Source organism: Alkalihalophilus pseudofirmus, assembly GCF_029094545.1.
Classification (GTDB): domain Bacteria; phylum Bacillota; class Bacilli; order Bacillales; family Bacillaceae_D; genus Alkalihalophilus; species Alkalihalophilus pseudofirmus.
The window spans coordinates 3,431,338-3,455,507 of record NZ_CP117835.1; the positions used below are offsets into that span (position 1 = coordinate 3,431,338).

The following is a 24,170-nucleotide window of genomic DNA, read 5'->3' on the forward strand; positions in this document are numbered from 1 at the left end:
TCCTTGCTTCTTTCATTGTCTGTCTATACGGAGGATGGTACGATGAAACTATTATTGTTTCATAAAGGAAGGAAAACACTCATGATTCTACGTAAAGTTCTAGTCGCTATTCTTACTAGCTTCTTTGTTATTCTCTTTGGGTCTACCTACATCAGCTCTTGGGACATGTTTCAAACGTTTTATGAAGCCTGGTTTTTTGTTTCTTTATTCGCTGTAACGGGAATTCTCTTTTATCTGCTGCCTGTATCCGTGCTTGCCGAGTTTATTAGCCGTAAATACACGAATTCCATTGTGCGAGGAGGCATTTCCCTTGCTATTCATATCGCGCTCGTTGCTTTATTTGGGTTATGGGATGCAAATTTAGGTTATATTGCCATCTTCGCAGCGTTTGGCTTTTTTGTGATTGATGAATTGACGAGAAACTTCTATGACATACCTGTGATGAAAAAGCTGATTGTCTTCTCAACCATCGCAACAGGACTTATTACAGTTTGTTTAATGATTATCGGATTCATGAGCACCCCCACCAGCTAACAACATTACAAAAGCTGTCCCGCGTATTGCAGGACAGCTTTGTTCGTATAGGAAAGGACGCAATAATGTTATATGTTGAGGTCATACTGGCTTATATTGACGCATATCCCGTCTAAAGCGGCGCAATTACTTGTGATTGGCGCAATGGAGGCGGATATGAACGCAATAAGGCGATGATTGCACGCAATTGAATTTGTCTCTGACCCATAAACGGTCGGAAAAGATACAATTACTGTTCAACCAGAGTCGAACCAATCAGAGTCGCATCCTCAGCACATACCAGGCCAATCCTTCCTATTTGTTATTATTCATGCTCAGCAATTTCTTCTAATAGAAGGTCGAACATTTCGCGGCCTTCATCACCAATGATTTCATCGCGGAAGAAGTCACGAATTGGCAGCTGCAGCTCACGGAACTCTGCACGCTCTTCTTCAGTCAGCTCAATCACTTCTGTTGGGTTATCCGTATCATTTACAATCGAATCAAGCAGCTCTTCGTTTAACTGGTCTTGAATTTCAAAACCACGGTCACGCATTTCTTCTACCGTCTCATCTAATGCTGTGCGGATATCTTCAGGCAGATCATTGTAGATACCAGGGTTAATCGTCACCATTGCTACATACGTGTTATGGTTTGAGATTGTCATATGATCTTGAACCTCATGGAAGGATGCATCCTCGATAAAGAAAATTGGATTTTCCTGTCCGTCCACTACTCCGCGATCAAGCGACACATAAAGCTCTGACCAGCTAAGCGGAGATGGGTCTGCGCCGTATGCTCCGTATGTTTCAAGCATTAAAGGTGAACTTTGTGTACGCATTTTGAAGCCGTTAAAGTCTTCTGGTGTACGTAATTCACGGTTCCCTGTCCACTGCATTGCCCCTTCTGACATAAATGCAAGCGGCTTAAGGTTTTGCGCTTCATATAATTCGACTAAATGTGTGTTTAACGCTTCACTAGTATTTAAAATTTCTTGTGTAACTTCTTGGTCATCCGGGAATAAGAATTGCAATGAGAAGACCTGTCCTTCAGCTACTAAGCCGCCAGTAAAACCTGGAGAAATGATTCCCATTTCAAACATTCCTTGCTGGACGCCTTCAACTTGGTCAACTTCACTACCTAATGAACCGAAGTCATATACATCAATATTTACTTGGCCATCTGTCTTTTCATTTAAACGCTCAGCAAATTCTTGTGCGTACTCATATTGTACCTGTCCTTCTGTTTCCTCTACGACAAAGCGCCAGTCATACGTTTCACCGCCGCTTGCTCCGTTGTCGCCTTCTGTTGCAGCATCGTCACTTCCACATGCTGCAAGACCTACTGCAAGTGCTGCTGCCATAGCGCCTGTTAGTACTTTTCTCTTTTTAAAAAACATCGAATACCCCCTGTTTTTAATCTATTAAACCTATTGAAACAAATTCTATTTTGAAAGGATCATCACATAAACCTAAGAAGGAAGAGTGATATATCCTCAAATAGTATAATCAGCACGGATGCGATCAAAAGCATAATAATATATGGCGGAGTCCCTCTGATAACATCTAAATACGACTTATTAAAGACGGCACTCGCCGTAAAGATATCCACTCCAAATGGCGGGGTCGCTGAACCTAGCGCCGCTTGGAACGTAATCACTACTCCAAGATGAACAGGATCGACACCGGCTTGAACGGCAACCGGATAGAAGATCGGAGTTAAAATTAAAATGACGACGATTGGATCGACAAACATACAGCCGATAAAGAAGAAGATCGCCACAATTAATAACACTTGAAGTGCAGTAGGGTCAGCTGGAATAACTGTCTCTGTTAATAGTCTTGGAATTCTCGCGTATGAAATCAACCAAGAAAAAGCCTGACCTGCTGCTACTAAGATAAAGACTGCTGCTGTTACGAGTCCAGTGGATAAAGCAATTTTTGGAATATCAAACACTTTGATCGAACGGAATATAAGCACTTCTAAAATCAATGCATATAAAACTGAAATCCCTGCTGCCTCCGTTGGACTGAAATAACCGAAATAAATACCCCCGACAATGATGACCGGGAACCCGAGCGGAAACAATGCACGCACTGTCGTTTTCCCGCGGTCTCTCCAGCTCATTTTTTCTCCGAGTGGAATATTGAATATTTTCGCATGTATGTAGCTGTAAATAGCGAACATTAAGAAGATTAAGACACCCGGACCTATACCTGCGATAAATAAGTCGCCAACAGATACATTCGGTGCTGCTAGTGCGTATATAATCATCCCAATACTAGGCGGAATCAATAACGCCACATCACTTGCATTAATAATTAAAGCGATGGCACTGGAATCTTTGTAACCTACTGATAATAGCCGCTTTCTCATTGGTTTACCGATTGCTACAACTGTTGCTTGAGTAGAACCTGAAATCGATCCAAAAAGTGTACAAGCGGCTGCCGTTGTTATGGCATACCCTCCTCGAACATGTCCGACAAAGGAACCAACAAAATCTAATAGCCGTTTCGATGTTTTTCCTGTAGACATAATGTCTGCTGCAAAGATAAACAACGGAACCGCTAATAGCACATAAGAGGAAATACCCTCCATCATTTGTTGTACCAGAAAAATCGGATCAACATTCGGCATGAAAAAGAGGATGACAACAACAGAAGCTGCAAGCATTGGGATCATCATCGGAAACCCAAGTGCAAGCAAAACGATCATAACTGTTAACATTGTTGCTACCATGTACGTTCCTCACAATCTATTTTGTTTTTGATTACGAGTAATCTTTTTTATCTTGTGCTAAGTACACATCTTTTTCTTTTATATTAATCCACATATTACGTAAAAACTGGATGCCTCCTAATGTAAAGCCGATTGGTAAAAAGATTGCCATCATATATACAGGCATTTGCATGGATGTCGTCACACGCCCAGTTCCGTGAACAGATAAGAAATACCCGTATGAATAATAGGCTAAGATAAAAAGAATAACTGCTGTAACGGCAGGAATGAAAATCGCGAGTCCTTTTCTAATAGGATACGGAGCTAGATCAAAAAATGCTGACATGCTGATATGGCGGCCTTTTCTAGCAGCGTAGCTGATGCCGATAAACGTTGCGATAATTACAGCCATTTGACTTACTTCATTGGCAAAGGACCAGCTGCTCCCGAAGATTGAACGGCTTAAAACATTTCCTACAACCATAACGGCAATAATGATAATGGAATAACTAAGAATATATTCTTCTAGCTTCATCAACCCGTAATCAAGCTTTCGAATGACGTTCAAGCACAATTTCCCCCTTTCTAAATAAGTATTTAAACAAGTTAAATCAGCGTGTGAAAAAATGAAAAAGAATAAAAAAGAATCACTTACTAAAAATCATACTGGAAAGAAGTTTCCACCACAAACGTGATATCTACGTATATTTCCGGATGTCATAGGATGAGACAGTCTCTCGAAAGGTCACCGGTATGATCTGTCTATATACTAGCCACATCGCTCAAATATTCAGAATTTCAGAACTTCACACAGGAATTTAGTCCCATAAAAATACATACATCTCATATCTTTTCTTAAAGTTCTTATCCCTGCATAAAAAAAGAGCACCCATCATGCAGGTGCTCCAAAACGATCTTATTCAATTTCTTCACGATTCATAGCAAGCTGTGCTAACGTTCTAGCCATCACTCCGGTGCCTCCGAGCGGGCAAAGGTTATTTGGCTTTGAATTCCAAGCAGTACCTGCAATATCAAGGTGAACCCAAGGAGTGTCTCCCGCAAATTCACCGATAAACAAACCTGCTGTAATGCTGCCGGCTAAGCGACCCGGTGCGTTATTCAAATCAGCTACATCACTTGTTTTCAGCATATCGCGATACGGCTTGTAGCTTGGCAGACGCCAGATCCACTCACCTGTTTCAACAGATGCTTCTAACACTTCTTCCATAAAGCTCTCATTATTAGTAACTGCCCCCGTCGTACAATCTCCTAGTGCAATCAATACCGCCCCTGTAAGAGTCGCTACATCTACTAAATTCGTGGCTCCTAATTGCTTAGCATAAGCTACTCCATCTGCTAGAATTAAGCGTCCTTCTGCATCGGTATTACGAACCTCGATCGTTTTGCCATCCATTGCCCGGATAACATCGCCTGGCTTCAGTGCAGAACCGTTTAACATATTCTCAGAAGAAGGAATGACAGCTAGCACATTTACATCCGGCTTCATTTCACCGATAATGTCCATCGCGCCTAAAACAGCTGCAGCTCCTCCCATATCCATTTTCATTTGATGCATATTTTCACGAGGCTTAATTGAAATACCACCTGAATCAAACGTTAAGCCTTTTCCAACAAAGCCTAACACATCATCCCATGTATCTTTCGCTTGATATTTTAAGACGATCATTTTAGGCGGTTCATCGCTTCCTTTTGCTACCGCAAGAAGCGCGCCCATGCCAAGTTTCTCCATGTCTTCTTTCTCAAGCACATCGTACTCAAAACCATGCTGGTCCGCTAACTCCTTTGCTTCCTTAGCAAGTTCAGTTGGGGTAAGCAGGTTACCTGGAATGTTAATAAGTTTACGCGCACGGTTTGTCCCTTTTCCGTAAGCAAAGCCGCAATCAGCTGCTTCCACTAACCCTTCTGTTCCTGAAGCCGCATAGAATGTTACTTCTTCAATAGACACATCCACTTCATTTGTTTTTTCTTTATAATCCGCTACTTGGTATGTACTTAATGCTAATGATTCTCCTGCTAACACTGCCAAATCCTCCAGCTCGGCAGCCTCTGAGCGAAAACTATCAAGATCAATAGCAATGTTCTTTAAGCGGTCACTTCCCGCTTTCTTCCCTGCAGCAGCAAATACTTCACGCAGACCTTCAGCGTCCAATTCTTCTTCTTTGCCAAGTCCAACGATATAAATAACATCACACTCAAGCTTTTGCAATGTATAAAGTGGTGTAACTTTACCTCGCTTTGTTGAGATCTTCTTATTTTTCTTTAATGTTGTTATTTGACCATCTAAAAGTTCGTCCACTTCTTGAGCCGTATTCGTTGATTGTTTCTTTTCAAATAACCCGATAATAAGGGCATCATGCTTTGCCGCTTGATCGTAAGATTGCTGTATATTAAACATCTTTAAAACCCCTTTCAGCTTTTCATTTTGATAATGTCCACCTTAAGTATACACGATCTTCAAAATATTTCGATATTCGAAGCATAACTTTCTATGTTCAGAACAGAACGAAATGGGTATTGTATGATATAATGGAAATCAATTTGACTAGACAGCTACGTAGATTCTCATGATCAAATAAGCAGCAAATTGCTTATCTTACATGTGAATTCGTACTATCATAGATTCTACTTATTCGACTCATTGACTTATTCGACTCAATAGAAAGGAAGAACGTGTACATGGAGATTTTTCATAATTTTCCGCTTTGGGCAGCTTTATTTGCCATCTTCTTTGCTCAATTCGTTAAAATCCCTCTTGCTTTCCTCCCTACGAGAAAGCTTGATTGGACATTGTTTACAAGTACAGGGGGTATGCCAAGTTCTCACTCGGCTGCAGTTACGGCTATTTCTACGGCCGTAGCGATTGAACACGGGATGGACTCAACAATCTTTGCCGTTGCAGCAATCTTTGGGATTATTGTTATGTTTGATGCAACAGGGGTGAGAAGACATGCTGGTTATCACGCAACCGTTTTGAACCAGTTGGTAACGGACTTTAATAAATTAGTTTCAGAAGTGAAGTCTTGGCCTAAAAAAGAAGAAATCGAAAAGCGTAAAGAATTAAAAGAATTATTAGGTCATCAGCCCATTGAAGTATTCTTTGGAGGCCTGCTCGGGATTATTCTAACGTTAATCCTGCATGCCTTGATCCATTAAGTTAGATAAAAATTAAACAGTAAGAGGTTTGGACATATAGTGTTTAGCTGAGAAGCGTATAAATGTTGAACTAGTCTCTCCTAACAATGGTTGTTAATTTCCGCTGCAGATACTTGCTTTCCGCGGGCGGTCCGGGGGTCTCCCTTGGCCACGCAACATCCCGCAGGAGTCAAGTACCTTCCGCTCCAATCAACAGAGCGAATAGGAAGTTGAGCTGATCCTCAACAAAATCATTCCACGTCATTTATACAAAAAGCAATGGCTTAGCGGATGAAATATACGTAGACTCCTGTGGGTGCTAGAGCAGGAGTGAGATCCCACAGGGCGAGAGCCCGAGGAAGCTCACTAGCTCCCCACGGAAAGCGAAGTATATTTCAGAAGCGGGGCAGATACACCCTGCACCATTTTGTTAGCATGTGACTTCTCAATCAACACGCTCGATTTGTCCGAGCCTCTTTTTTATACCTTTAACTATTTTTCTTGTGCAATAGGAGGTTCATTTATGAGAATTGTATCTATTTGTCCTAGTAACACAGAGCTTGCTGCATACTTAGGGTTAGAAGATCAGTTGGTTGGAGTGGACGATTACTCTGATTGGCCACAGTCCATAACAACTCTCCCTCGCCTTGGCCCTGATTTATCCATCGATATGGATAAGCTTGAAGCTTTGCAGCCTGACCTTGTCCTCGCTTCCCTTAGTGTTCCGGGAATGGAGAAAAATATTAAAGAGCTTGTGCAACGAGACATTCCGCATGTTGTCTATAATCCACAGTCTCTTGATGATATCGCTTCCGACCTTATCGACCTTGGCAAACGCACTGGACGTGAAGAACATGCAGACCATGTTGTCTCCCTCTATCAATCGATGATTTCCGATTACAAAAGCATTGCATTACAAGTAGAAAAACAAACGCTCTATTGGGAATGGTGGCCAAAACCTGTTTTTACTCCAGGAAGAACAAATTGGCTGACTGAGATCAGTTCATTAAGCGGGGGAGAAAATGCATTTATGGATAAAGAGGAAGCAAGCATCCAGACCGATTGGGAAGACGTATACAATCGAAATCCAGACCATATCTGTCTTGCATGGGTAGGTGTTCAAACAAACAAGGTGAAGCCGGAACTGCTATTGAAACGACCTGACTGGCCAGAGCTACCAGCAGTAGCTGAAAATCGGGTCCATGTTCTGCCTGAGCCCCTCTACTGCAGACCCTCTCCAAGGCTTTTACTTGGACTTAAAAAGCTTGCGGCAATCCTTCACCCCGAACATTTTCCAGCGGATGACGGTGTTGACCCTCTGCTTCAACAAGCATAAAAAACAGGAGCTGACCTCGGGTCAGCTCCTGTTTTTTCATAGGCGCAATATTGTTTTGAATCGACACTATTGTAATTAGCATAGACGCATATAGCGGTTGAAACGACGCAATAACACCAGATAAACGCAATAAAGCTGGCAAACGGCACAATATCCGTAAACATCAGCGCAATAAGCTCTTTAACTAACGCCATAACTCTTATGAAAAAATACAATAACCATTTTAGGCTTCGTCAGTAATTACTTATTCATAAGACTTTTCATTTCTAAATACTTGTACAGTCTCATCTTCATTTAAAGCCATTAATTCCTCATGAGTTAACTTTCCGTCTCCTCGCTCAATTACATACACATCCAATTCGCGCTTGCCCCACTTATTAAATACCTCATCAACGGAGTCATAATATAGATCAATGGTATGCCCCTTGATTGCTGATCCAGTATCAGCTACCACACCGTATCCATAACCTGGAATGTAGAGGATTGATCCGATTGGGAAAACGCTTGGATCTGCGGCAATCGTTGAATAGAGGTCCCTATGAACCTGCACCCCTGAATATGTAATACCATAACTAGGGTGTCCGGGATTTTTTCCCGTTGATTCATACCCTGCTGTATATCCTGTCGCCACGACTCTTACGCTAGGATAACGTGTCCAGTCAACAGCCTCTTCAAGTGTCACAGGTGCAGCCTCTAACTCAGTAGACATCGACTTTTCCTCAATCTGCATCGTTGGAATGGCTCGCTTAAAGAAAGCTGTCGCCTTTTCCATATGCTGAACTGCCGTTCGTTTAAGTTCATCATTTGTATGAGCAGCTTGTTCGCCTACCCACCGGCCAAGCTCCTGTGCCCCTACTCCTGAAAATGTTTGAAAGGTTGTAAAAAATGCTGCTAAAAATAACGTTGTCATGACCAGCCTGCGGCCAGCTTGTTTCCACGTATTCATAATCTCCTCCTCTCTTTGAGTCATCTTGTCCCAAAGAGAGGCATTCTATTCATCTAGCCGTAAATTGTAAGAGTAGTGTAGTAAATTCCCTGCTTAGTCTTTCGTTTTTAAGTCTTCCATTTTAAAATGCTGAAGCTTAGCGTTAAGCTTCTCACTTACATCTGTAAGGTATTCTGCTGTGTTTGTAATTTCTTCGGTTGAGCGGAGCTGTTCATTTGTTGAAGCAGAGATTTCCTCGCTTCCTGCAGCGGTCTCCTCGGTAACAGCACTAATCTCTTCTACAATTTCAAGAACCTTACTTGCTTTTTGTTTCGTTTCATTGGTTGTGTGAACGAGTGAATGTAATTGGGCTGACATAGCGCTAGCCCCTTTCTCAATATCTTGAAAGACGGCGGTTGTGGATTGTAAGACACTAGACTGCTCCGCTTGCAGATTTTCACCATTTTTCACTGCTTCATGCGCCGCACTCATCTGCTTGGTTAGGGCATTGGTCATCGTAAAAATCTTTTTTGTTGCTTCTCTGGACTGTTCTGCTAGCTTTCTAACCTCATCAGCTACTACCGCAAATCCCTTACCTGCTTCACCAGCTCTAGCTGCTTCAATGGCTGCATTTAAGGCGAGTAAATTTGTTTGATCTGATATGCCTGATACTAGCTCGGCCATTTCTTCAATGGAATGAATATGATCTGTTAACGAACCGACTGATGCGACCATCTGATTTGTCGCCTTTTTGTTTTCAGCTGAGATGCTCTCTTGTGCTTGTATCGCTTTTTCTCCATCTAGCACAGCAGCCGCTACTTGCTCTCCAAACTCACTAGCTGCTTCAATTGCTTCCACATTTTTATCAAATGCTGCGTCCATTTCCTCAACAAAAACGACCGTGTCTTGAAGGTTCTCAGATACTTTAGACGCTCCGCTGGCAAGCTCCTCCGTTGAGATCATAACCTGCTGACTCGTTTCTACTAACTGCGTGGTATCTTGATTGACTTTCCCGCTGTAGGATAATACTTCATTGCTTGTGAGACGTATGGAGTGCAAAAGCTCCTTTAATTGTTCTACCATTTGAGAGAAAGATGTAGTTAAGCGTCCGATCTCATCATTGGTTTCTACTCGTTCAGGTTCGACCGTCAAATCACCTGATGCGACTTGTTCAGCTTGAATAGAGATCTTTTGCAGCGGAATCGTAATCGACCTTCTCGTCCAAAAGCTGATTACAAGAGATAAGGCAAACAATAATACTGCACTGATCATTGTCGTCCAAATTAATCTCTGCATAGCTGCTTCAGAGTCGCCCATCAGCTGATTATATTGATTAGTCGTTTGCACATTTAATCGATGCAAATCATTCAACACCCCAAGGGTACGAACAGACTGCCTCATCACTTCAGTCGCATTACCTGTTTCTAATGCTTCTGCTGCTGCCTGTGATAACTCATCAAACTTTCCTCTAGCCGAGTTAAAGACTTGCTCACTTGGATCTCCTTTTAAAGCTGTCTCTAATGAGTCAAACCTTTCATTCATTGTCTGTAAATGAAGGACTGCTGCTTGTCTATTTTGCTCTGTTTGGCTGTATGCATAGTAATTTAAACTCTGCTGGCCTGTCACGACTGATGCATCTAAGCGTTGCACATCAATTAATACATGGGCATAATCACGATTTGTTGATTGAAGATTGATCATGCCGAGAACAATGTAGGCAATCAACAAAACAGAAAGCCCTAAAATAGAAACGACAGGTACTAGAAGCTTATGTTTTAGTTTCATTGTGCTCCCTCCCTCATTTCTGAAATAACTACCTCACCATTAATGATTGCTTCGTTGATTTCTTCGATTTTACTTATGTAGGCTTCCTCATTTACGATTCTAAACGGGGCTAAGCCAACACCTGCTTCCGCTAAACCGAAAATAACCTCCTCATCAAGATGTTGATCAGCATAAGCAACAACCGATTGATAGACTGCTTGATCTATGAATTTCATCATCGATGTCATGACTGAATCCTCAGCTATCACGTATTGATCACTATCTACTCCGATACTTAATACCCCTCTATCTTGGGCGGTTTGAAGGACACCGACCCCAGTTAAACCTGCAGCAGCATATAATACATCTGCGTCTTGATCAATCATGCGACTTGCAAGTATGGTTCCAATCTCAGGTGCCCCGAAGTCATTTGCAAACTCAATCAACACCTCAATATCTTCTTGCACATAACGTGCACCTTGTTCGTACCCCGCAGCAAATTTATTAATAAGAGGGACATCCGCTCCGCCGACAAAGCCAATCACCCCGCTTTCAGAAGCCATTGCTGCCGCTGCGCCTGCAAGAAAGCTTCCTTCATGTTCTTTAAAGGAAACGGATGCTATATTTTCTTTGTCTGACATGTCATCAATTAAGAGAAATTGCTGGTCTGGGTGTTTATCAGCTGTCTCTTCAAGTGCACCCTTCACCATAAAACCAAGGCCAATAATAAGATCAAAGTCCTCATTTACTAATTCTGTGAGGCCTTGCTCATACGACCCACTAGCCTCTAATTCTCGGTAATCAAACATGATGCCAAGCTCTTCCCGCGCTCTAATCAAACCGTTAAAGGCAGCATCACTAAATGACTGATCTCCCAGTCCGACGTCTGACAACATTATTCCAACTCTCATCTCTGTTTCGACCTCTTGTTGCACCGCTTTATTTTGGCAGCCAACAAGAAGAAGCCCTGCTATAGCAAAAGCTGTGATTACTATCTTTTTAAAAAACATATAAAGCCCCCACTCTTAAAAAATCTAGGTTAAATGACCTACTCCTCTTTATATAACGGTTAAAATCCTCTTAAATTGAAGTCATTTAAAATATAGTCAATTTTCAGATATAAATACATTAAAAAAAGCCCTCCTTTTTTCAAAGGAAGACTTTACTTTAGAACATTTGATAGCCACGTACACGAAGCATTTTTATCACAACACCTGCAATAATAGCTCCGGCAAATCCACTCACTAAAATTAAAATATCTACCAGCTTTAATGCGACAAATGTTTGACCAAGATCGGCAAATGAAGCAGCTGGTGATGTAAAGTAATCAAAGAAACCGACATTATCAATAATTAAAATAACGATAACCGGATAAGCAACAGCCATAATCCAGGTTGAACGTAAGACCATATTTAACAAGAAGCCGATCCCAAAAAATAAGATGAGGAACAGCACCATTGATATTAATAATTGTGGTAAGCTCACAACTTGCACCCCCGTATCATAGATAGTTTACTGAATACATGGCAGGTGCGTCAACTATCCATCCCTTATCTTTTGTGGCAATATCCGCACAACTATTCAAATAATCCCTTAAAGAAGTACACATACTTTTAAAGAGAGTCAACTACAAAGGATGTGTAAAAGTGGAACTAACCAAAGAACTGTTCATTCTTATCATTCGTATTATCACGATTATTCCGTTGTTATTATTTATCACCTTAAAGATGGGCAGGCGTTCGATTGCAGAGCTGCCCGTATTTGATTTCCTCATCATTATCACACTTGGTGCTGTAGTTGGTGCAGACCTTGCTGACCCTGATATTGACCATCTGCATACCGCTGCTGCTGTCGTTTTCATTGGAATTTTTCAAATCATTGTTGCTACTCTTAAAATATCTAATCGAACGTTTGGAAAGATGCTCACCTTTGAGCCAGCGGTAGTCATTTATAATGGCATCTTCTTAATCGAAAATCTAAAGCAGATCCGATATTCCATTGATAATGTGCTAATGATGCTGCGGGAAAATGATGTATTTGATGTAAGCGAGGTAGAGCTTGCAATTATTGAGGCAAACGGTACCTTAACCGTGCATAAAAAAGCCGATAAAAAGCCTTTGACTCGTGCAGATGCTAATGTGGCTGCATCTCACTCAGAGCTTGCTCTTCCTGTCATTATTGATGGCTATTTGTATAAAGATGTCATTACTCACTTAGAAGTGAGTGAGGAATGGGTGTATCAACAATTAGAAGAGCTCGGAGTCCCTAGAATAGAGGATGTATTCTTTGCTTCTCTTAATAAAGATCATACATTCCATGTGTCTTTGCGGCAAAATCAGCTATCTCTATTAAAAGAAGCACCTCCGCTTTATCATTAAAAAGAAGCAGACTGTTCAAAGGAACAGCCTGCTTCTTTACGTATTATTGCTTTTTATGACTCTTACCATGGCCTCCGCAATGCTCGCATGTTTCACTGCCGCCTAGTAATAACTGAAAATAACCTACACCGTTGCAATATGGACATGTTCCGTTCTCTGTATACTTTAATGAGCGCTTCATTCTCTACACCCCTTTTATCTTTATAGATTGTTTAATTATATTATCAGAATATTTATATAATTAAAACTTCTATTTAAGAACTTCCACGCTCATGTAAGTGCAAACAAAAAATATTCTCTCTAGAATGCTTACGCTTAAGTAAAATTACTCTCTTTTTCAAAAATAAAAAAACAAGTGCGCACTTGGAGTGCACACTTGCGTTCAATAAATTTGGTTCTTACAATGGGTTTTTCCCTTTTTTCAATACAAGTCCAGGTCCGCCTAATAAGAATAGGTAGCGGTTATCAATCATCTTTTTCATGAAATTAGCTTGAGCACCAAATAATTTACGAGTACCAACAACTCCGATTGCTTCCTTGCCGCCTAGAGATGCTACTGTACCTTTAATGTCTGGCTTGAATGTCTTAAGTGAAGATCCGCCTTTCATTAACAGCTTAATGTTCTCTGCACATGTTTCAGCCATTTGCATAGCGATTTGAGCTGTTGGAGGGTAAGGACGGTTAATCTCTTCGTTAATTAGAAGAGCACAGTCACCAATGATAAATACATCATCATGACCAGGAGCACGAAGATCTGGCTCTACTTTAATACGTCCGCGCATTGCTTCGAATCCAGACTTCTCGATCACAGAGCTTCCACGTACGCCTGTTGCCCAAACAACGGTCTCAGCTTTGATTTCATCTCCACTAGCAAGCGTAACGCCAGTCTCTGTTACTTCTTTGATTGGGCAGTTGATTTTGAACTCTACTCCACGAGCTTCAAGAAGGTTCATTGCATACTCAACAAGCTCAGGGTCGAATCCTGGAAGCGCTGTTGGAGCTGCTTCAATCACGTACATTTTCACTTTTTCACGAGGAATGTCATAATGTTTGCAAAGCTCTGGAACACGCTCTGAAAGCTCGCCAATGAACTCGATTCCTGTGAATCCAGCACCAGCAACGATGAATGTTAAAAGTTCATCACGCTTCTCTGTCATGTTGTTGTATCTAGCAAATTGATATTCAATATGCTCTTTTACTTCACGTGCGCCATTTACAGTCCATTTGCTGAATGCATGCTCGTGTACACCTGGCACGCCGAATGTTTCTGCTTCAGAACCGAGTCCAACTACAAGATAGTCATAGTCAAGTTCCCCATTTTCAAGGATCACTTTTTTAGCGTCTGTTTTGATTTCAACAACAGAGTCTTTTACAAACTTGATCTTGTTAAGATCTAGAACACTTTTGATCTCCATACGAGTACGTTCAGGAGAAAGTGTACCAGCAGCTGGCTCATGCAGCCATGTTGTTTGGTAATGATAATCGTGCTTGTTCACCAATGTAATATTGGCTTCGTTGTGTCCTAGCTGCTTTGACAAACGAGTCGCTGTAATCATTCCGCCGTAACCAGCACCCAAAAGGACGATACTTGGCTTTTTCAAACTAATCACTTCCATTTTCTTATTTTTTACTTGCCTTTATTATACAATAAACGATGACATTGTGATTAATTTCACGAACTAAATTATAACGAACGAATAATAAGTAAGATGAATGTCGCAAAATATTCACAAATACAATTCCTATCATATTGGTTTTTTCGCTAATTTTCAACTGCATTTTTACTTTTCTTTGTTTTTCCATATTACGAAGAAAGCGTTTTTACATTTAAACATAAGATGTTCTAATCTAAGCAATTTATTCAAGCGGATTGTGCGATTGAATAATGTACGATTTAATTAAGAATGATGGGACCCGTCTTCTTTCTTTTTATAAGTGGATATGCATATAATGGGATTGTAGAGACAAACTTTTTCGGGGGTGGCAAGAAACGATGACAAACGAAGATCAAATGTATGACATTACAATTATTGGTGGTGGACCTACAGGACTGTTTGCTGCTTTTTATGCTGGAATGAGACAAGCAAAAGTGAAAATCATTGAAAGCATGCCTCAATTAGGCGGTCAATTATCTGCCTTATATCCGGAAAAGTACATATATGATGTGGCCGGATTTCCAAAGGTGAAGGCGCAAGATCTTGTTGATGGACTTACAAAGCAGGCTGAGCAATTTAATCCGACTGTTGCACTTGAACAGTCTGTGACCCAGGTCGAGAAGCAAGAAGATGAGACATTTAAGATCACAACGGATAAAGAAACACATTTTTCAAAAGCCATTATTATTACTGCAGGCGTAGGTGCCTTCCAGCCTCGTCGCCTTGAAGTGGACGGCGCAAAAGAATACGAAGGAAAGAATCTTCATTATTTCATTAACGATTTATCAAGCTTTACCGGTAAAAAGGTGCTCGTATGCGGCGGCGGTGATTCAGCTCTTGACTGGTCGCTTATGCTCGAGCCGCTTGCAAAAGAAGTCACACTAATTCACCGCCGAGATAAGTTCCGTGCTCATGAACATAGTGTCGAGCTTCTGCATCAATCAAACGTAAATGTTATGACACCTTTTGAAATTAAGGAACTCCATGGAGATGGAGAAGCTATTAACCAAGTCACGCTTCAAGAAATCAAAGGTGACCGCAAAGAAACACTAGATGTAGACGCAGTGATCGTAAACTTTGGGTTTGTTTCTTCTTTAGGTCCAATTAAGCAGTGGGGCCTTGAGATCGAAAAGAATTCCATCGTCGTAAACTCTAAAATGGAAACGAATATTAAAGGCATTTATTCGGCTGGGGATGTTTGTACGTATGACGGCAAAGTCAAACTAATTGCCACAGGATTTGGAGAAGCACCGACAGCTGTTAATAATGCCAAAGCCTATATTGACCCTGATGCTAAATTACATCCAGGACATAGCACAAGCTTATTTTAATAAGAAAATGCCTTAGCGATATCCGCTAAGGCATTTTACATGTTAACAATCTTCTGGCGTTCCGGCATTGGCTGCTGTACGGAATGATGAACCACACCCGCAGTTTGCGATCGCATTAGGGTTGTCGATGGTAAATCCGCCGCCCATCATATTTTGTTTATAATCAATCACGACACCTTTAATAATTGGTGCACTTTCATTGTCGATTAATACAGGCAGCCCGCTGATCTCAAGCTTTGTGTCATCTTCAGTTTTTTCTGTATCAAAACCCATTCCATATGACAAGCCGCTGCAGCCTCCGCCTTTAACACCGACACGAAGCATAAGACCTTCTTGACCTTCTGCTTTCATCATTTCTTTAATCTGGCTTACTGCCGCTTCCGTTAATGTAATCATTTTATCACTCCTATTAACGATTGCTCTCAGTATACCTTTTGTTCTCTTGAACCTCAAGAGACATGCGCTCATCATCTGCTCAAAATTGGAACGCTTCCTTTAAAGGTTTATTTTTTCCTTGATTATTGTTATGCATCATAGCAAGATTATGGGCACGATCTAATTCCTGGCTATAATCTAGTACGAGTGGGTGAGACATACCATGTTTAGCTGCTGCATGTATCATTTTTTCACGTAAAGATTCAATTTTTTCAAGACAGGCATCATATGTTAATGCTGTAGTCATCGTCATTCACCCCTCTAATAGATGTATGTATAAATAAAGAACTTTAGTATAATATAGTAGTAAATCACAGTCGTCCGTACATCTAAATTTGTATATTACTTACATTTTAATTAATTACCGTAAGTAAATCAACTATGAAACAACTAAATATAGATGATTTTCATTGTTTTTTACAATTTCTACACTAGATATTCAATATCCTTCCTCTTTTCCAAAAACGTTCACTTTGTTTTCATTATCTTTATCTGATAGTATAATAGTGATTATCGTACAAACATTTTGCCACATACTTTTTATAAGGTTTGCTGCCTTTTACTTAGAGTTACGAAAAATAATATGTACCGAACGTCTCTTTAGACGGAATGGAGGATAAGGACATGACAACAATCCTTACAGATACAAAACTACAAGGAATTGCAGAGAAAGTTCAGCACGGCGAGCGATTATCGATTGAAGATGGCCTATATTTATATGATACGCCTGACCTTCTAGGGATCGCACAACTCGCTAATCAAGTAAACTACAAGAAAAACGGGGACAACGTTTATTTTATTCAGAATATGTACATCAACCCTACAAATGTATGTGAAGCAAATTGCGGGTTCTGTGGATTTAAGCGTAAGCCTGGTCAAGAGGGAGCCTATACGATGGACAGTGAAGCTCTTCTAAAATACGTAGAAGAGCGCTGGAATGATAACATCCGTGAATTCCATATTGTTGGGGGGCACAACCATGAAGTGCCGTTTGATTATTATCTTGATACAATCCGCACCTTAAAAAAACATTATCCTAATGTGACTGTAAAAGCTTATACAGGTGCTGAAATTGAGTTCTTCTCACGTATTTCAGGATTATCTATGAAAGAAGTGCTTGAAGAATTAATTAAAGCAGGTTTAGATACCCTTCCTGGCGGCGGAGCGGAGATTTTAACTGAGCGTTACCGCTTAAAAATGAGCCCTGATAAAGCATCGACAGACCAATGGCTCGAAGCTCATGAAACAGCTCACAATCTTGGACTTAAAACACATGCTACCATGCTTTATGGTTCGATTGAATCGAAAGAAGAGCGTCTTATCCATATGGATCGTCTACGTCAGCTTCAAGACCGTACAAATGGATATATGGTATTTATCCCGCTTGCGATGCAGCCTCGCAGCGTAAATGCTGGTCTAAAACGCCGTACTTCTGCTTACGATGATATGAGAACTCTTGCGATCAGCAGGCTTATGTTAGATAACTTTGATCATATTAAAGCATACTGGATTAACATCGGTGTGCAGCTGACTCAAATGGCACTGACATTCGGCTCAAGTGATATTCACGGTACACTTATTGAGGAGCGTATCTCTCACTCTGTAGGAGCCCTCACTTCTCAAGGTATTACTCGTGATGAATTAATCCACTTAATTAAGAGTGCAAATAAAGTTCCAGTTGAACGTGACACCTTCTATAACGTTATCAAAACTTACTAAACATAAAGAAAGCCGTTCCTTTTATGGAACGGCTTTTTGTTAATTAAAAATTTGATTGATGGATTGTTTTAAAACGTCAGCAGACTTATTAAATTGCTTTTGTTCAGTCTCTGTTAAATTTAATTCTACCAGTTCTCTAATTCCGTTAGAGTTGATAATGGCTGGCACACCGATACACACATCTTTTTGTCCGTATTCACCATCAAGCAAAGCCGAGACCGGGAGCACTGCATTCTCATTTTTTATGATGGCTTTTGTGATTCTAGCAAGGCCCATCGCAATCCCATAATAGGTTGAGCCTTTCTTTTGAATAATATCATAGGCAGCATCTCGAACTCCGACAAATAACTGTTCAAGTTCTTCACTGTTGGGTTTATTAGGGTCTTGATAATCTTTGAGCGGCTTGCCGCCGATAGTAACGTGGCTGTATACAGGAAGAGAGAGATCTCCATGCTCTCCTAATATGTAGGCATGTACATTTCTAGCATCGACTTCAAATTTATCTGCCAATGCATAACGGAATCTCGCTGTATCTAGAACTGTTCCAGAGCCGATAATTCGGTGAGCTGGGAGACCCGAATACTTCCATGTGGCATAAGTAAGCACATCCACCGGGTTTGTCGCAATCAAAAAGATTCCTTTGAACCCTGATTTCATTACAGACTCTGTGATCACTTTAAAAATCTTAGCATTCTTTTCAAGCAGGTCTAATCTTGTTTCTCCAGGACCTTGGTTAGCTCCAGCACAATTTACGACAAGATCAGCATCCTTGCAATCCTCGTAGGTTCCAGCCCATATATTCATTGGAGAGGAAAACGGCATGCCGTGAAGAAGATCAATCGCATCTCCTTCCGCTTTTCCGTGATTTAGATCGATGATTACTAAATCTCTGACAAATCCTTGATTTAGTAAAGCAAAGGCGTAACTTGCTCCAACAGATCCTGCCCCTATTAAAACTACCTTCATGCTTTTCAACTCATTAATCATGTCATACCTCCTCGTAAATCTCTCCTTAACTCCCCCTTAGTCTATGTTAAAAAATGTCTAAAATCTACCACTTCTTATAAATAGTTACGTCTAATTTGTGAAATTCTTCACAAATAAAATATAAAATAGAAGCTGGCTTTATACCAACTTCCTCGTACTAATATTTATCTTTATTTACGTTCAAATACACCTTCACAAATAATTTCAGCTGCACCGGTCATTAACACATCTCCTGACTCGGTCCATTCAATCTCAAGGTCTCCCCCGAGCAGGTGCACCGTTACAGATTCCCCTTTGCTAGAATGTCCATTCAGGATTGATGCAACGACTGCAGCACATGCTCCCGTCCCGCAAGCCTGCGTAATTCCTGAGCCTCTCTCCCACACCCGGAAATGAAGCTCTGACCCACTGACAACCTCTACAAATTCTACATTGACCCATTCCGGAAAACGCTCATCTTTTTCAATAATCGGTCCTAATGTATCTACTGGTGCTTGGTTAATATCTTCTACAAAAAACACTCCATGCGGATTCCCCATTGACACAGCTGTAAGCTCAAGCTTCGTTTCAGCGACTTCGAATGGCTCTGCTACTATTTTTTCCGTTGATGAACCAAGCATCGGAAGACTCTCTCTAGTTAGACGAGGCTTGCCCATATTGACCGTCACCGTATGAACGCGCTCTCCTTCTATATGGACTGTTGCCGTAACAAGCCCGCCTAATGTTTCAATTTGGAATGTTTGATCTTTAACATAACCATGTTCATAAGCAAATTTTGCTACACAGCGAAGGCCGTTACCACAGTTTTTTGCTTCTGACCCGTCATTATTAAATACTCTCATTTTCACAGGCGCAACGTCTGAAGGGCATACCAGGATCATCCCGTCAGAACCAATTCCTTTATTTTTGTCAGCAACCTCTACAGCTAATGCAGCCAATTGCTCTTCTTCCAATGTTTCTTTAAATAAATCTACGTAAATATAGCTGTTTCCAAGGCCGTGCATTTTCGTGAATTTCATCTAGATCCCTCGCTCATTTTTTTACTGGTTATTTTCTTAATGGCTCATCTGCCCAAAAATAATCGTCGTCTGCTTCTAATATCGTAATTTTACTACGGCAGCACGGCATAATTAAGATCGTTTTGACACCTTCTTTAGCTTGCTTATAATCACGAGGTTTCATATGGGTCAAGACTTGCTCTTCCTCACAAAACGGACAAGAGCTCACATAAATATCCTCAAATTGCCGCTCATATGGCAATGTATGTTGAAAAGGTATCACATCCATATTCTACACCTACTCTCTTCAGTTAATTGCTGTTCGTTGTATAGATTCAGCTCCAGACGTACAAAAGAAGCTTCTAGAATGTCTAGAAGCTGACTATTAGAACATAGGATTTTCCTCTAAATACGTGTAGATATTTTCTACAAGCTCTTCATTTGTTTCACCAGAAATATATTCTCCATTTACAAGCGCAAAAGGTGTGACAGCACAACTCCCGCAATTTCCTAGACATCCGTATTCAATAATATCTAGATTAGGGTCACGTTCTAGCTCTTCCATCGCCTTTTGAGTGCCGCTTGCAAGATTACTTAAACAAAATTCGATAATAGGACGCATCACTTTCACCTCAAATTTCTTGTCTATAATCCTACTCGGATGCGAACTATAAGTCAATGATATCTGATTATAATCTGTTTATAATATGAAGGAAGATTTTAACGCATCATTTTAATGCTTTCTTTGTCTAAAAAAATTCACAAATTTGTTGTTATTTACTGTATAACTCGTTATAATCAAAACTGACCAGGGTCATTTTTAAGGAGCGACGACATGAGTGAGAGAGCAAAGAAAACACAAACGAAAAAGAGAATTGAACAAGCAGCCAGAGAACTATTTCTTGAAAAAGGTTTCTCTCATACGACTGTCTTAGAGATCACAAAGGCAGCTAATGTCGCAAAAGGTACGTTCTTTAATTATTTTCCTACTAAAGAATCCATTATGCAATCGCTTGCAACCGAACGGATACAAGCTGCGCTTCCATACATTGAACAGCCTAATCTGAGGACTCTTCCTCTCGGGGTACGTATTCGCTCTTATCTTCAATTTATTTTAAGTGATTATGACATTCACCCTGCATTAACCATTCAAATTTGGAAGCATGTGATCGAGGATGAACAACTGCTTCTCCCACATTGGGAAACCCTGTTATCTCAAGCAGAAGAAACAGGTTATATTCGTTCTTCTATTCCTATTAAAACGTGGTCGCACATTATAAACAGTCATGTTTCGTATGGTTTACAAACGTTTGCGAAAGAACCTACAAAAGCTCAGTTACTTTCTAAAATTATGGACCTTATCCATGCCAGTTTAGAATCTATTACAGAGCAAAGGAGATACTCACTTATGAAAAAACTTGTTGTTTTAGGTGCAGGATATGGCGGTATGCGTATTTTACAGCGCCTCTTACCGAATGATCTGCCAAATGACGTTGAGATTACACTGATTGACCGACTGCCTTATCACTGTCTGAAAACGGAATACTATGCTCTTGCAGCAGGAACAGCAGCAGATCATCATCTGCGCGTTCAATTTCCAGAAGACTCTCGTCTGAACATTAAATACGAAACGATTTCAGAAATCCATTTAAACGATAAAACCGTTGAATTAAGCAACGGGGAGTTTGTTCCTTATGACCAGTTAATTATCGGTCTTGGCTGTGAAGATAAATACCACGGCGTACCAGGCGCTAAGGAGCACACATACGGCATTCAAACGATGGAAGCAACAAGACGCACGTATGAAGCCCTCAACAATATCCGCCCGCAAGGTGTCGTATCAATTGTCGGCGCTGGCTTAAGTGGTGTAGAGCTTGCTAGTGAACTTCGTGAAAGCCGTCCTGATCTAACAATTAAATTATTTGACCGTGGCGAGATCATTCTATCTATGTTCCCTCGCCGCTTAAGTACGTATGTCCAAAATTGGTTTATTGACCACGGCGTAGAAGTGATTAATAAATCGAATATCACCAAAGTAGAAGAAGGCGCTCTATACAACCATGATGAGCGTGTTGACACCGATGCTGTCATTTGGACTGCCGGCATTCAGCCAGTAGAAGTTGTTCGCAACCTAGATGTTGAAAAAGATAAGCAAGGCCGTGTGGTATTAACTCCTCAGCACTTCCTTCCAACAGACGAAAATGTCTTTGTTGTAGGTGACTGTGCGAGCCTTCCGCATGCACCAAGCGCACAGCTTGCGGAAGGACAAGCAGAGCAAATTGTAACGATCTTAAAGAAGCAATGGAACAACGAACCGCTTCCTGAGGAACTCCCGCGCATCAAGTTAAAAGGAGTACTCGGATCACTAGGTAAAAAGCACGGCTTCGGACTAATGGGCGAACGCACCCTGCTAGGCCGAGTGCCACGCGTCCTAAAAAGCGGCGTCCTCTGGATGTACAAACACCACTCAGGGTCATAAGAAAAGTGGAGGCGAGTGGGCTGGCTTGCAGAAATATGAGGGGCAGGGATATGAAGTCGCTCTTTGACTTCATTCGATGCACCGTTATTTCCCGCAAGGCAACGAGCCGGAACTAGACATTAAGAAAGGTGGAAGGGTTCGTTTAGGTATGAGGAGGATGGAGCTTTGGCAATGAGAAGCGCTTTTTGCTTCGTTTGACAAAGTGAAGCCACCGATTACCTGAACCCTGCAGCTAGACAAGAAAAGCGGAGGCGACTGCTTTGGCATGCGGTAAAATAAGGCGAAGCGATTAGAAGCTGTTCTTTAGCTTCGTTCGATTCACCATTTTTACCCGCAGGACAAGGAGCCGAAGCTGAACACCAAAAAGCTGTCCCATTTATGCGGACAGCTTTTTCCCTGTGTATGAAGTGACGCATATACTCTTTGAAATGAATCAATTTCTCTCATCTTAGACGCATAAAAAGGTTGAAAAGGTACAATTCGTTTTGATTGACGCAATTAAGTATACAAACGACGCAATAACAGTGTGCCACGCGCAATCAGCTTTTCAACCGGCGCATAAACGTGTTGAAACGACGCAATTAAACACCACAATACGGATCTCGCTTATCGACTTTCTTCAATCTTCTCATAAATAGTCTTCAAACGCGGATTTCCTTCCCCTACTACTTCATCGTTAAATACAATAAGCGGATAAAAATATTCATCCTCTAAAATAGCATTAACGTAAGACTGATGCTCTTCACCGTAGGTTCCGTGGATATCTACATAGTCCACTTTCACATTCTCCTGTTCATACTTTCTTGACAGAGCCGCTTCTAGCCACTCTTTGGTCTCATATGCAGTGGGTAAATTAATGCAGCTGGCACATTTCTCTTCTGCTCCGTACACGACAAGTCTAATTTCGCTCATAACAGCACCCCTCTTCGTTTACCTATCCTAACCATATCTGTACTTTTAGCATATAGGAAACGATAGCGAAAGATCAATCTCTTACTTTAAGGAATGGCCTCCATCGGCAATCAAGTTATGGCCGATCACATAGGAAGCATCTTCTGAGGCAAGAAAATAAATAATGGAGGCGATCTCATCTGGAGCTGCGCCATACCCTCTTGGGTGCTTTTCGCTAACCTTTTTAAATGAGCATTTTCCTCCATACAGCCAATGAGCGAGCGGGGTATCTACAAGTCCAGGTGATATGGTATTAATTCTTATTCCCTGCTTAGCGTAGCGAGCGGCTAATGATTTTGTTAACGAAATGAGGGCCGCTTTTGATGAATTATAAGCAGCTAGTGCAGGGGGGTATGTAGTAGATCCCATAGCAGAAGCTACATTAATAATCGCTGCTCCTTTTTTTCGATCCATCTGTTTCAACCCATGTTTCATCATCAAAAAAGCAGCTTTCACGTTTGTGTTAAACAACTCGTCCCATTCATCTTCCTAGATTTTCTCAATCATCCCTGCAGCTGGCTGAACCACTCCTGCATTGTTAACGAGCACATCAATCGATCGAAATGTCATAGAAAGCTCTGCGTACAATCTCTCCACTTCATTTTCACTCCTAATATCGGCTTGAAAAAAATCGACATGTCCTTTGTACTCACATCGATCAATTTCACTAATAAAGAACGAGCCTTTTTCATAAGATTTACTGACAGCAATCACATGATCTCCTTCTTTAGCAAAGCGATGAACGGCTGCTTTTCCGATTCCAGAGGTAGCTCCTGTTATTAACACCGCTCTCATCATCATCCCCTCCACAACATATGTACTTTAATT

At 41.0% G+C, this 24,170-nt stretch carries 24 protein-coding genes and 2 pseudogenes; 8 read left to right on the forward strand and 18 right to left on the reverse strand.

Annotated features, from left to right (window positions below):
* Positions 1-42: 42 nt before the first annotated feature.
* Positions 43-534 (forward strand): hypothetical protein, encoded by a 492-nt coding sequence (locus PQ478_RS18140; protein WP_289235075.1) that lies wholly within the window; start codon positions 43-45, stop codon positions 532-534.
* Between the two features lie 304 nt (positions 535-838).
* On the opposite strand, the gene dctP is transcribed toward PQ478_RS18140, so the two are convergent.
* From dctP to PQ478_RS18160, 4 genes are all read right to left on the reverse strand, one after another.
* Entirely contained in the window at positions 839-1,912 is a 1,074-nt protein-coding gene (gene dctP, locus PQ478_RS18145; protein ID WP_289235076.1) for a TRAP transporter substrate-binding protein DctP, read from the reverse strand.
* Positions 1,913-1,974: 62 nt separating this feature from the next.
* Positions 1,975-3,252, reverse strand: coding sequence for a TRAP transporter large permease (locus PQ478_RS18150; protein WP_022628990.1), 1,278 nt, complete (start codon positions 3,250-3,252; stop codon positions 1,975-1,977).
* A gap of 31 nt (positions 3,253-3,283) precedes the next feature.
* Entirely contained in the window at positions 3,284-3,799 is a 516-nt protein-coding gene (locus tag PQ478_RS18155; protein ID WP_012960288.1) for a TRAP transporter small permease, read from the reverse strand.
* Between the two features lie 348 nt (positions 3,800-4,147).
* The gene (locus tag PQ478_RS18160; RefSeq protein WP_022628991.1) at positions 4,148-5,647 is read right to left on the reverse strand and encodes a leucyl aminopeptidase; all 1,500 of its coding nucleotides are present in this window, start codon (positions 5,645-5,647) and stop codon (positions 4,148-4,150) included.
* 281 nt (positions 5,648-5,928) lie between these two features.
* On the opposite strand from PQ478_RS18160, the gene PQ478_RS18165 reads away from it, so the two are divergent.
* Together PQ478_RS18165 and PQ478_RS18170 are read left to right on the forward strand one after the other, a co-directional pair.
* Complete coding sequence (locus tag PQ478_RS18165) at positions 5,929-6,405, forward strand: divergent PAP2 family protein (protein WP_022628992.1); 477 nt, start codon at positions 5,929-5,931, stop codon at positions 6,403-6,405.
* A 502-nt stretch (positions 6,406-6,907) separates the two neighbouring features.
* Positions 6,908-7,720, forward strand: a complete 813-nt coding sequence (locus PQ478_RS18170; protein WP_289235077.1) for a cobalamin-binding protein — start codon at positions 6,908-6,910, stop codon at positions 7,718-7,720.
* Between the two features lie 244 nt (positions 7,721-7,964).
* Here PQ478_RS18170 and spsC read toward each other — a convergent pair whose 3' ends face one another.
* The 4 genes from spsC to PQ478_RS18190 all read right to left on the reverse strand — a co-directional run bounded on the left by spsC (position 7,965) and on the right by PQ478_RS18190 (position 11,894).
* Positions 7,965-8,666, reverse strand: a complete 702-nt coding sequence (spsC, locus tag PQ478_RS18175; protein ID WP_289235078.1) for a stationary phase survival protein SpsC — start codon at positions 8,664-8,666, stop codon at positions 7,965-7,967.
* A 93-nt stretch (positions 8,667-8,759) separates the two neighbouring features.
* On the reverse strand, positions 8,760-10,430 hold the full coding sequence (locus PQ478_RS18180) for a methyl-accepting chemotaxis protein (RefSeq protein WP_289235079.1): 1,671 nt from the start codon (positions 10,428-10,430) through the stop codon (positions 8,760-8,762).
* The gene (locus PQ478_RS18185) at positions 10,427-11,419 is read right to left on the reverse strand and encodes a BMP family lipoprotein (protein WP_289235080.1); all 993 of its coding nucleotides are present in this window, start codon (positions 11,417-11,419) and stop codon (positions 10,427-10,429) included. Before PQ478_RS18185 ends, PQ478_RS18180 begins: the two co-directional genes overlap by 4 nt.
* 157 nt (positions 11,420-11,576) lie before the next feature.
* Positions 11,577-11,894 (reverse strand): YuiB family protein, encoded by a 318-nt coding sequence (locus tag PQ478_RS18190; protein ID WP_012960296.1) that lies wholly within the window; start codon positions 11,892-11,894, stop codon positions 11,577-11,579.
* A 161-nt stretch (positions 11,895-12,055) separates the two neighbouring features.
* On the opposite strand from PQ478_RS18190, the gene PQ478_RS18195 reads away from it, so the two are divergent.
* Positions 12,056-12,787, forward strand: coding sequence for a DUF421 domain-containing protein (locus tag PQ478_RS18195; RefSeq protein WP_022628997.1), 732 nt, complete (start codon positions 12,056-12,058; stop codon positions 12,785-12,787).
* Positions 12,788-12,830: 43 nt separating this feature from the next.
* Here PQ478_RS18195 and PQ478_RS18200 read toward each other — a convergent pair whose 3' ends face one another.
* Both PQ478_RS18200 and PQ478_RS18205 read right to left on the reverse strand, forming a co-directional pair.
* A complete protein-coding gene (locus tag PQ478_RS18200) occupies positions 12,831-12,968 on the reverse strand; it encodes a YuiA family protein (protein ID WP_012960298.1) in 138 nt (45 codons plus the stop codon).
* Positions 12,969-13,185: 217 nt separating this feature from the next.
* A complete protein-coding gene (locus tag PQ478_RS18205; RefSeq protein WP_075683825.1) occupies positions 13,186-14,403 on the reverse strand; it encodes an NAD(P)/FAD-dependent oxidoreductase in 1,218 nt (405 codons plus the stop codon).
* A 377-nt stretch (positions 14,404-14,780) separates the two neighbouring features.
* Here PQ478_RS18205 and PQ478_RS18210 point away from each other — a divergent pair, with 377 nt between their 5' ends.
* The gene (locus tag PQ478_RS18210; RefSeq protein ID WP_289235081.1) at positions 14,781-15,773 is read left to right on the forward strand and encodes an NAD(P)/FAD-dependent oxidoreductase; all 993 of its coding nucleotides are present in this window, start codon (positions 14,781-14,783) and stop codon (positions 15,771-15,773) included.
* A gap of 42 nt (positions 15,774-15,815) precedes the next feature.
* Here PQ478_RS18210 and PQ478_RS18215 read toward each other — a convergent pair whose 3' ends face one another.
* Positions 15,816-16,169 (reverse strand): HesB/IscA family protein, encoded by a 354-nt coding sequence (locus PQ478_RS18215; protein WP_075683827.1) that lies wholly within the window; start codon positions 16,167-16,169, stop codon positions 15,816-15,818.
* Between the two features lie 79 nt (positions 16,170-16,248).
* A complete protein-coding gene (locus PQ478_RS18220) occupies positions 16,249-16,455 on the reverse strand; it encodes an aspartyl-phosphate phosphatase Spo0E family protein (protein WP_289235082.1) in 207 nt (68 codons plus the stop codon).
* A 377-nt stretch (positions 16,456-16,832) separates the two neighbouring features.
* Here PQ478_RS18220 and mqnE point away from each other — a divergent pair, with 377 nt between their 5' ends.
* Positions 16,833-17,927, forward strand: a complete 1,095-nt coding sequence (gene mqnE / locus PQ478_RS18225) for an aminofutalosine synthase MqnE (protein ID WP_012960303.1) — start codon at positions 16,833-16,835, stop codon at positions 17,925-17,927.
* A gap of 39 nt (positions 17,928-17,966) precedes the next feature.
* On the opposite strand, the gene PQ478_RS18230 is transcribed toward mqnE, so the two are convergent.
* The 4 genes from PQ478_RS18230 to PQ478_RS18245 form a co-directional block, all read right to left on the reverse strand.
* Positions 17,967-18,914 (reverse strand): L-lactate dehydrogenase, encoded by a 948-nt coding sequence (locus PQ478_RS18230; protein WP_289235083.1) that lies wholly within the window; start codon positions 18,912-18,914, stop codon positions 17,967-17,969.
* A 170-nt stretch (positions 18,915-19,084) separates the two neighbouring features.
* Positions 19,085-19,933 carry a diaminopimelate epimerase gene (dapF, locus tag PQ478_RS18235; protein WP_289235084.1) on the reverse strand — a complete coding sequence of 283 codons (849 nt, stop codon included), beginning with the start codon at positions 19,931-19,933 and terminating at the stop codon, positions 19,085-19,087.
* A gap of 28 nt (positions 19,934-19,961) precedes the next feature.
* Complete coding sequence (locus PQ478_RS18240; protein WP_012960306.1) at positions 19,962-20,201, reverse strand: hypothetical protein; 240 nt, start codon at positions 20,199-20,201, stop codon at positions 19,962-19,964.
* A gap of 96 nt (positions 20,202-20,297) precedes the next feature.
* A complete protein-coding gene (locus PQ478_RS18245) occupies positions 20,298-20,534 on the reverse strand; it encodes a YuzB family protein (protein ID WP_012960307.1) in 237 nt (78 codons plus the stop codon).
* 213 nt (positions 20,535-20,747) lie between these two features.
* Between PQ478_RS18245 and PQ478_RS21995 the strand changes: the two are divergent.
* A pseudogene (locus PQ478_RS21995) lies at positions 20,748-20,909 on the forward strand (TetR/AcrR family transcriptional regulator); the annotation flags it as partial.
* A 411-nt stretch (positions 20,910-21,320) separates the two neighbouring features.
* A complete protein-coding gene (locus tag PQ478_RS18250; protein ID WP_012960308.1) occupies positions 21,321-22,391 on the forward strand; it encodes an NAD(P)/FAD-dependent oxidoreductase in 1,071 nt (356 codons plus the stop codon).
* 606 nt (positions 22,392-22,997) lie between these two features.
* Here PQ478_RS18250 and PQ478_RS18255 read toward each other — a convergent pair.
* Positions 22,998-23,303 (reverse strand): YuzD family protein, encoded by a 306-nt coding sequence (locus PQ478_RS18255; protein ID WP_289235085.1) that lies wholly within the window; start codon positions 23,301-23,303, stop codon positions 22,998-23,000.
* Positions 23,304-23,384: 81 nt separating this feature from the next.
* Positions 23,385-24,143: pseudogene (locus tag PQ478_RS18260) on the reverse strand (SDR family NAD(P)-dependent oxidoreductase).
* Positions 24,144-24,170: the final 27 nt, after the last annotated feature.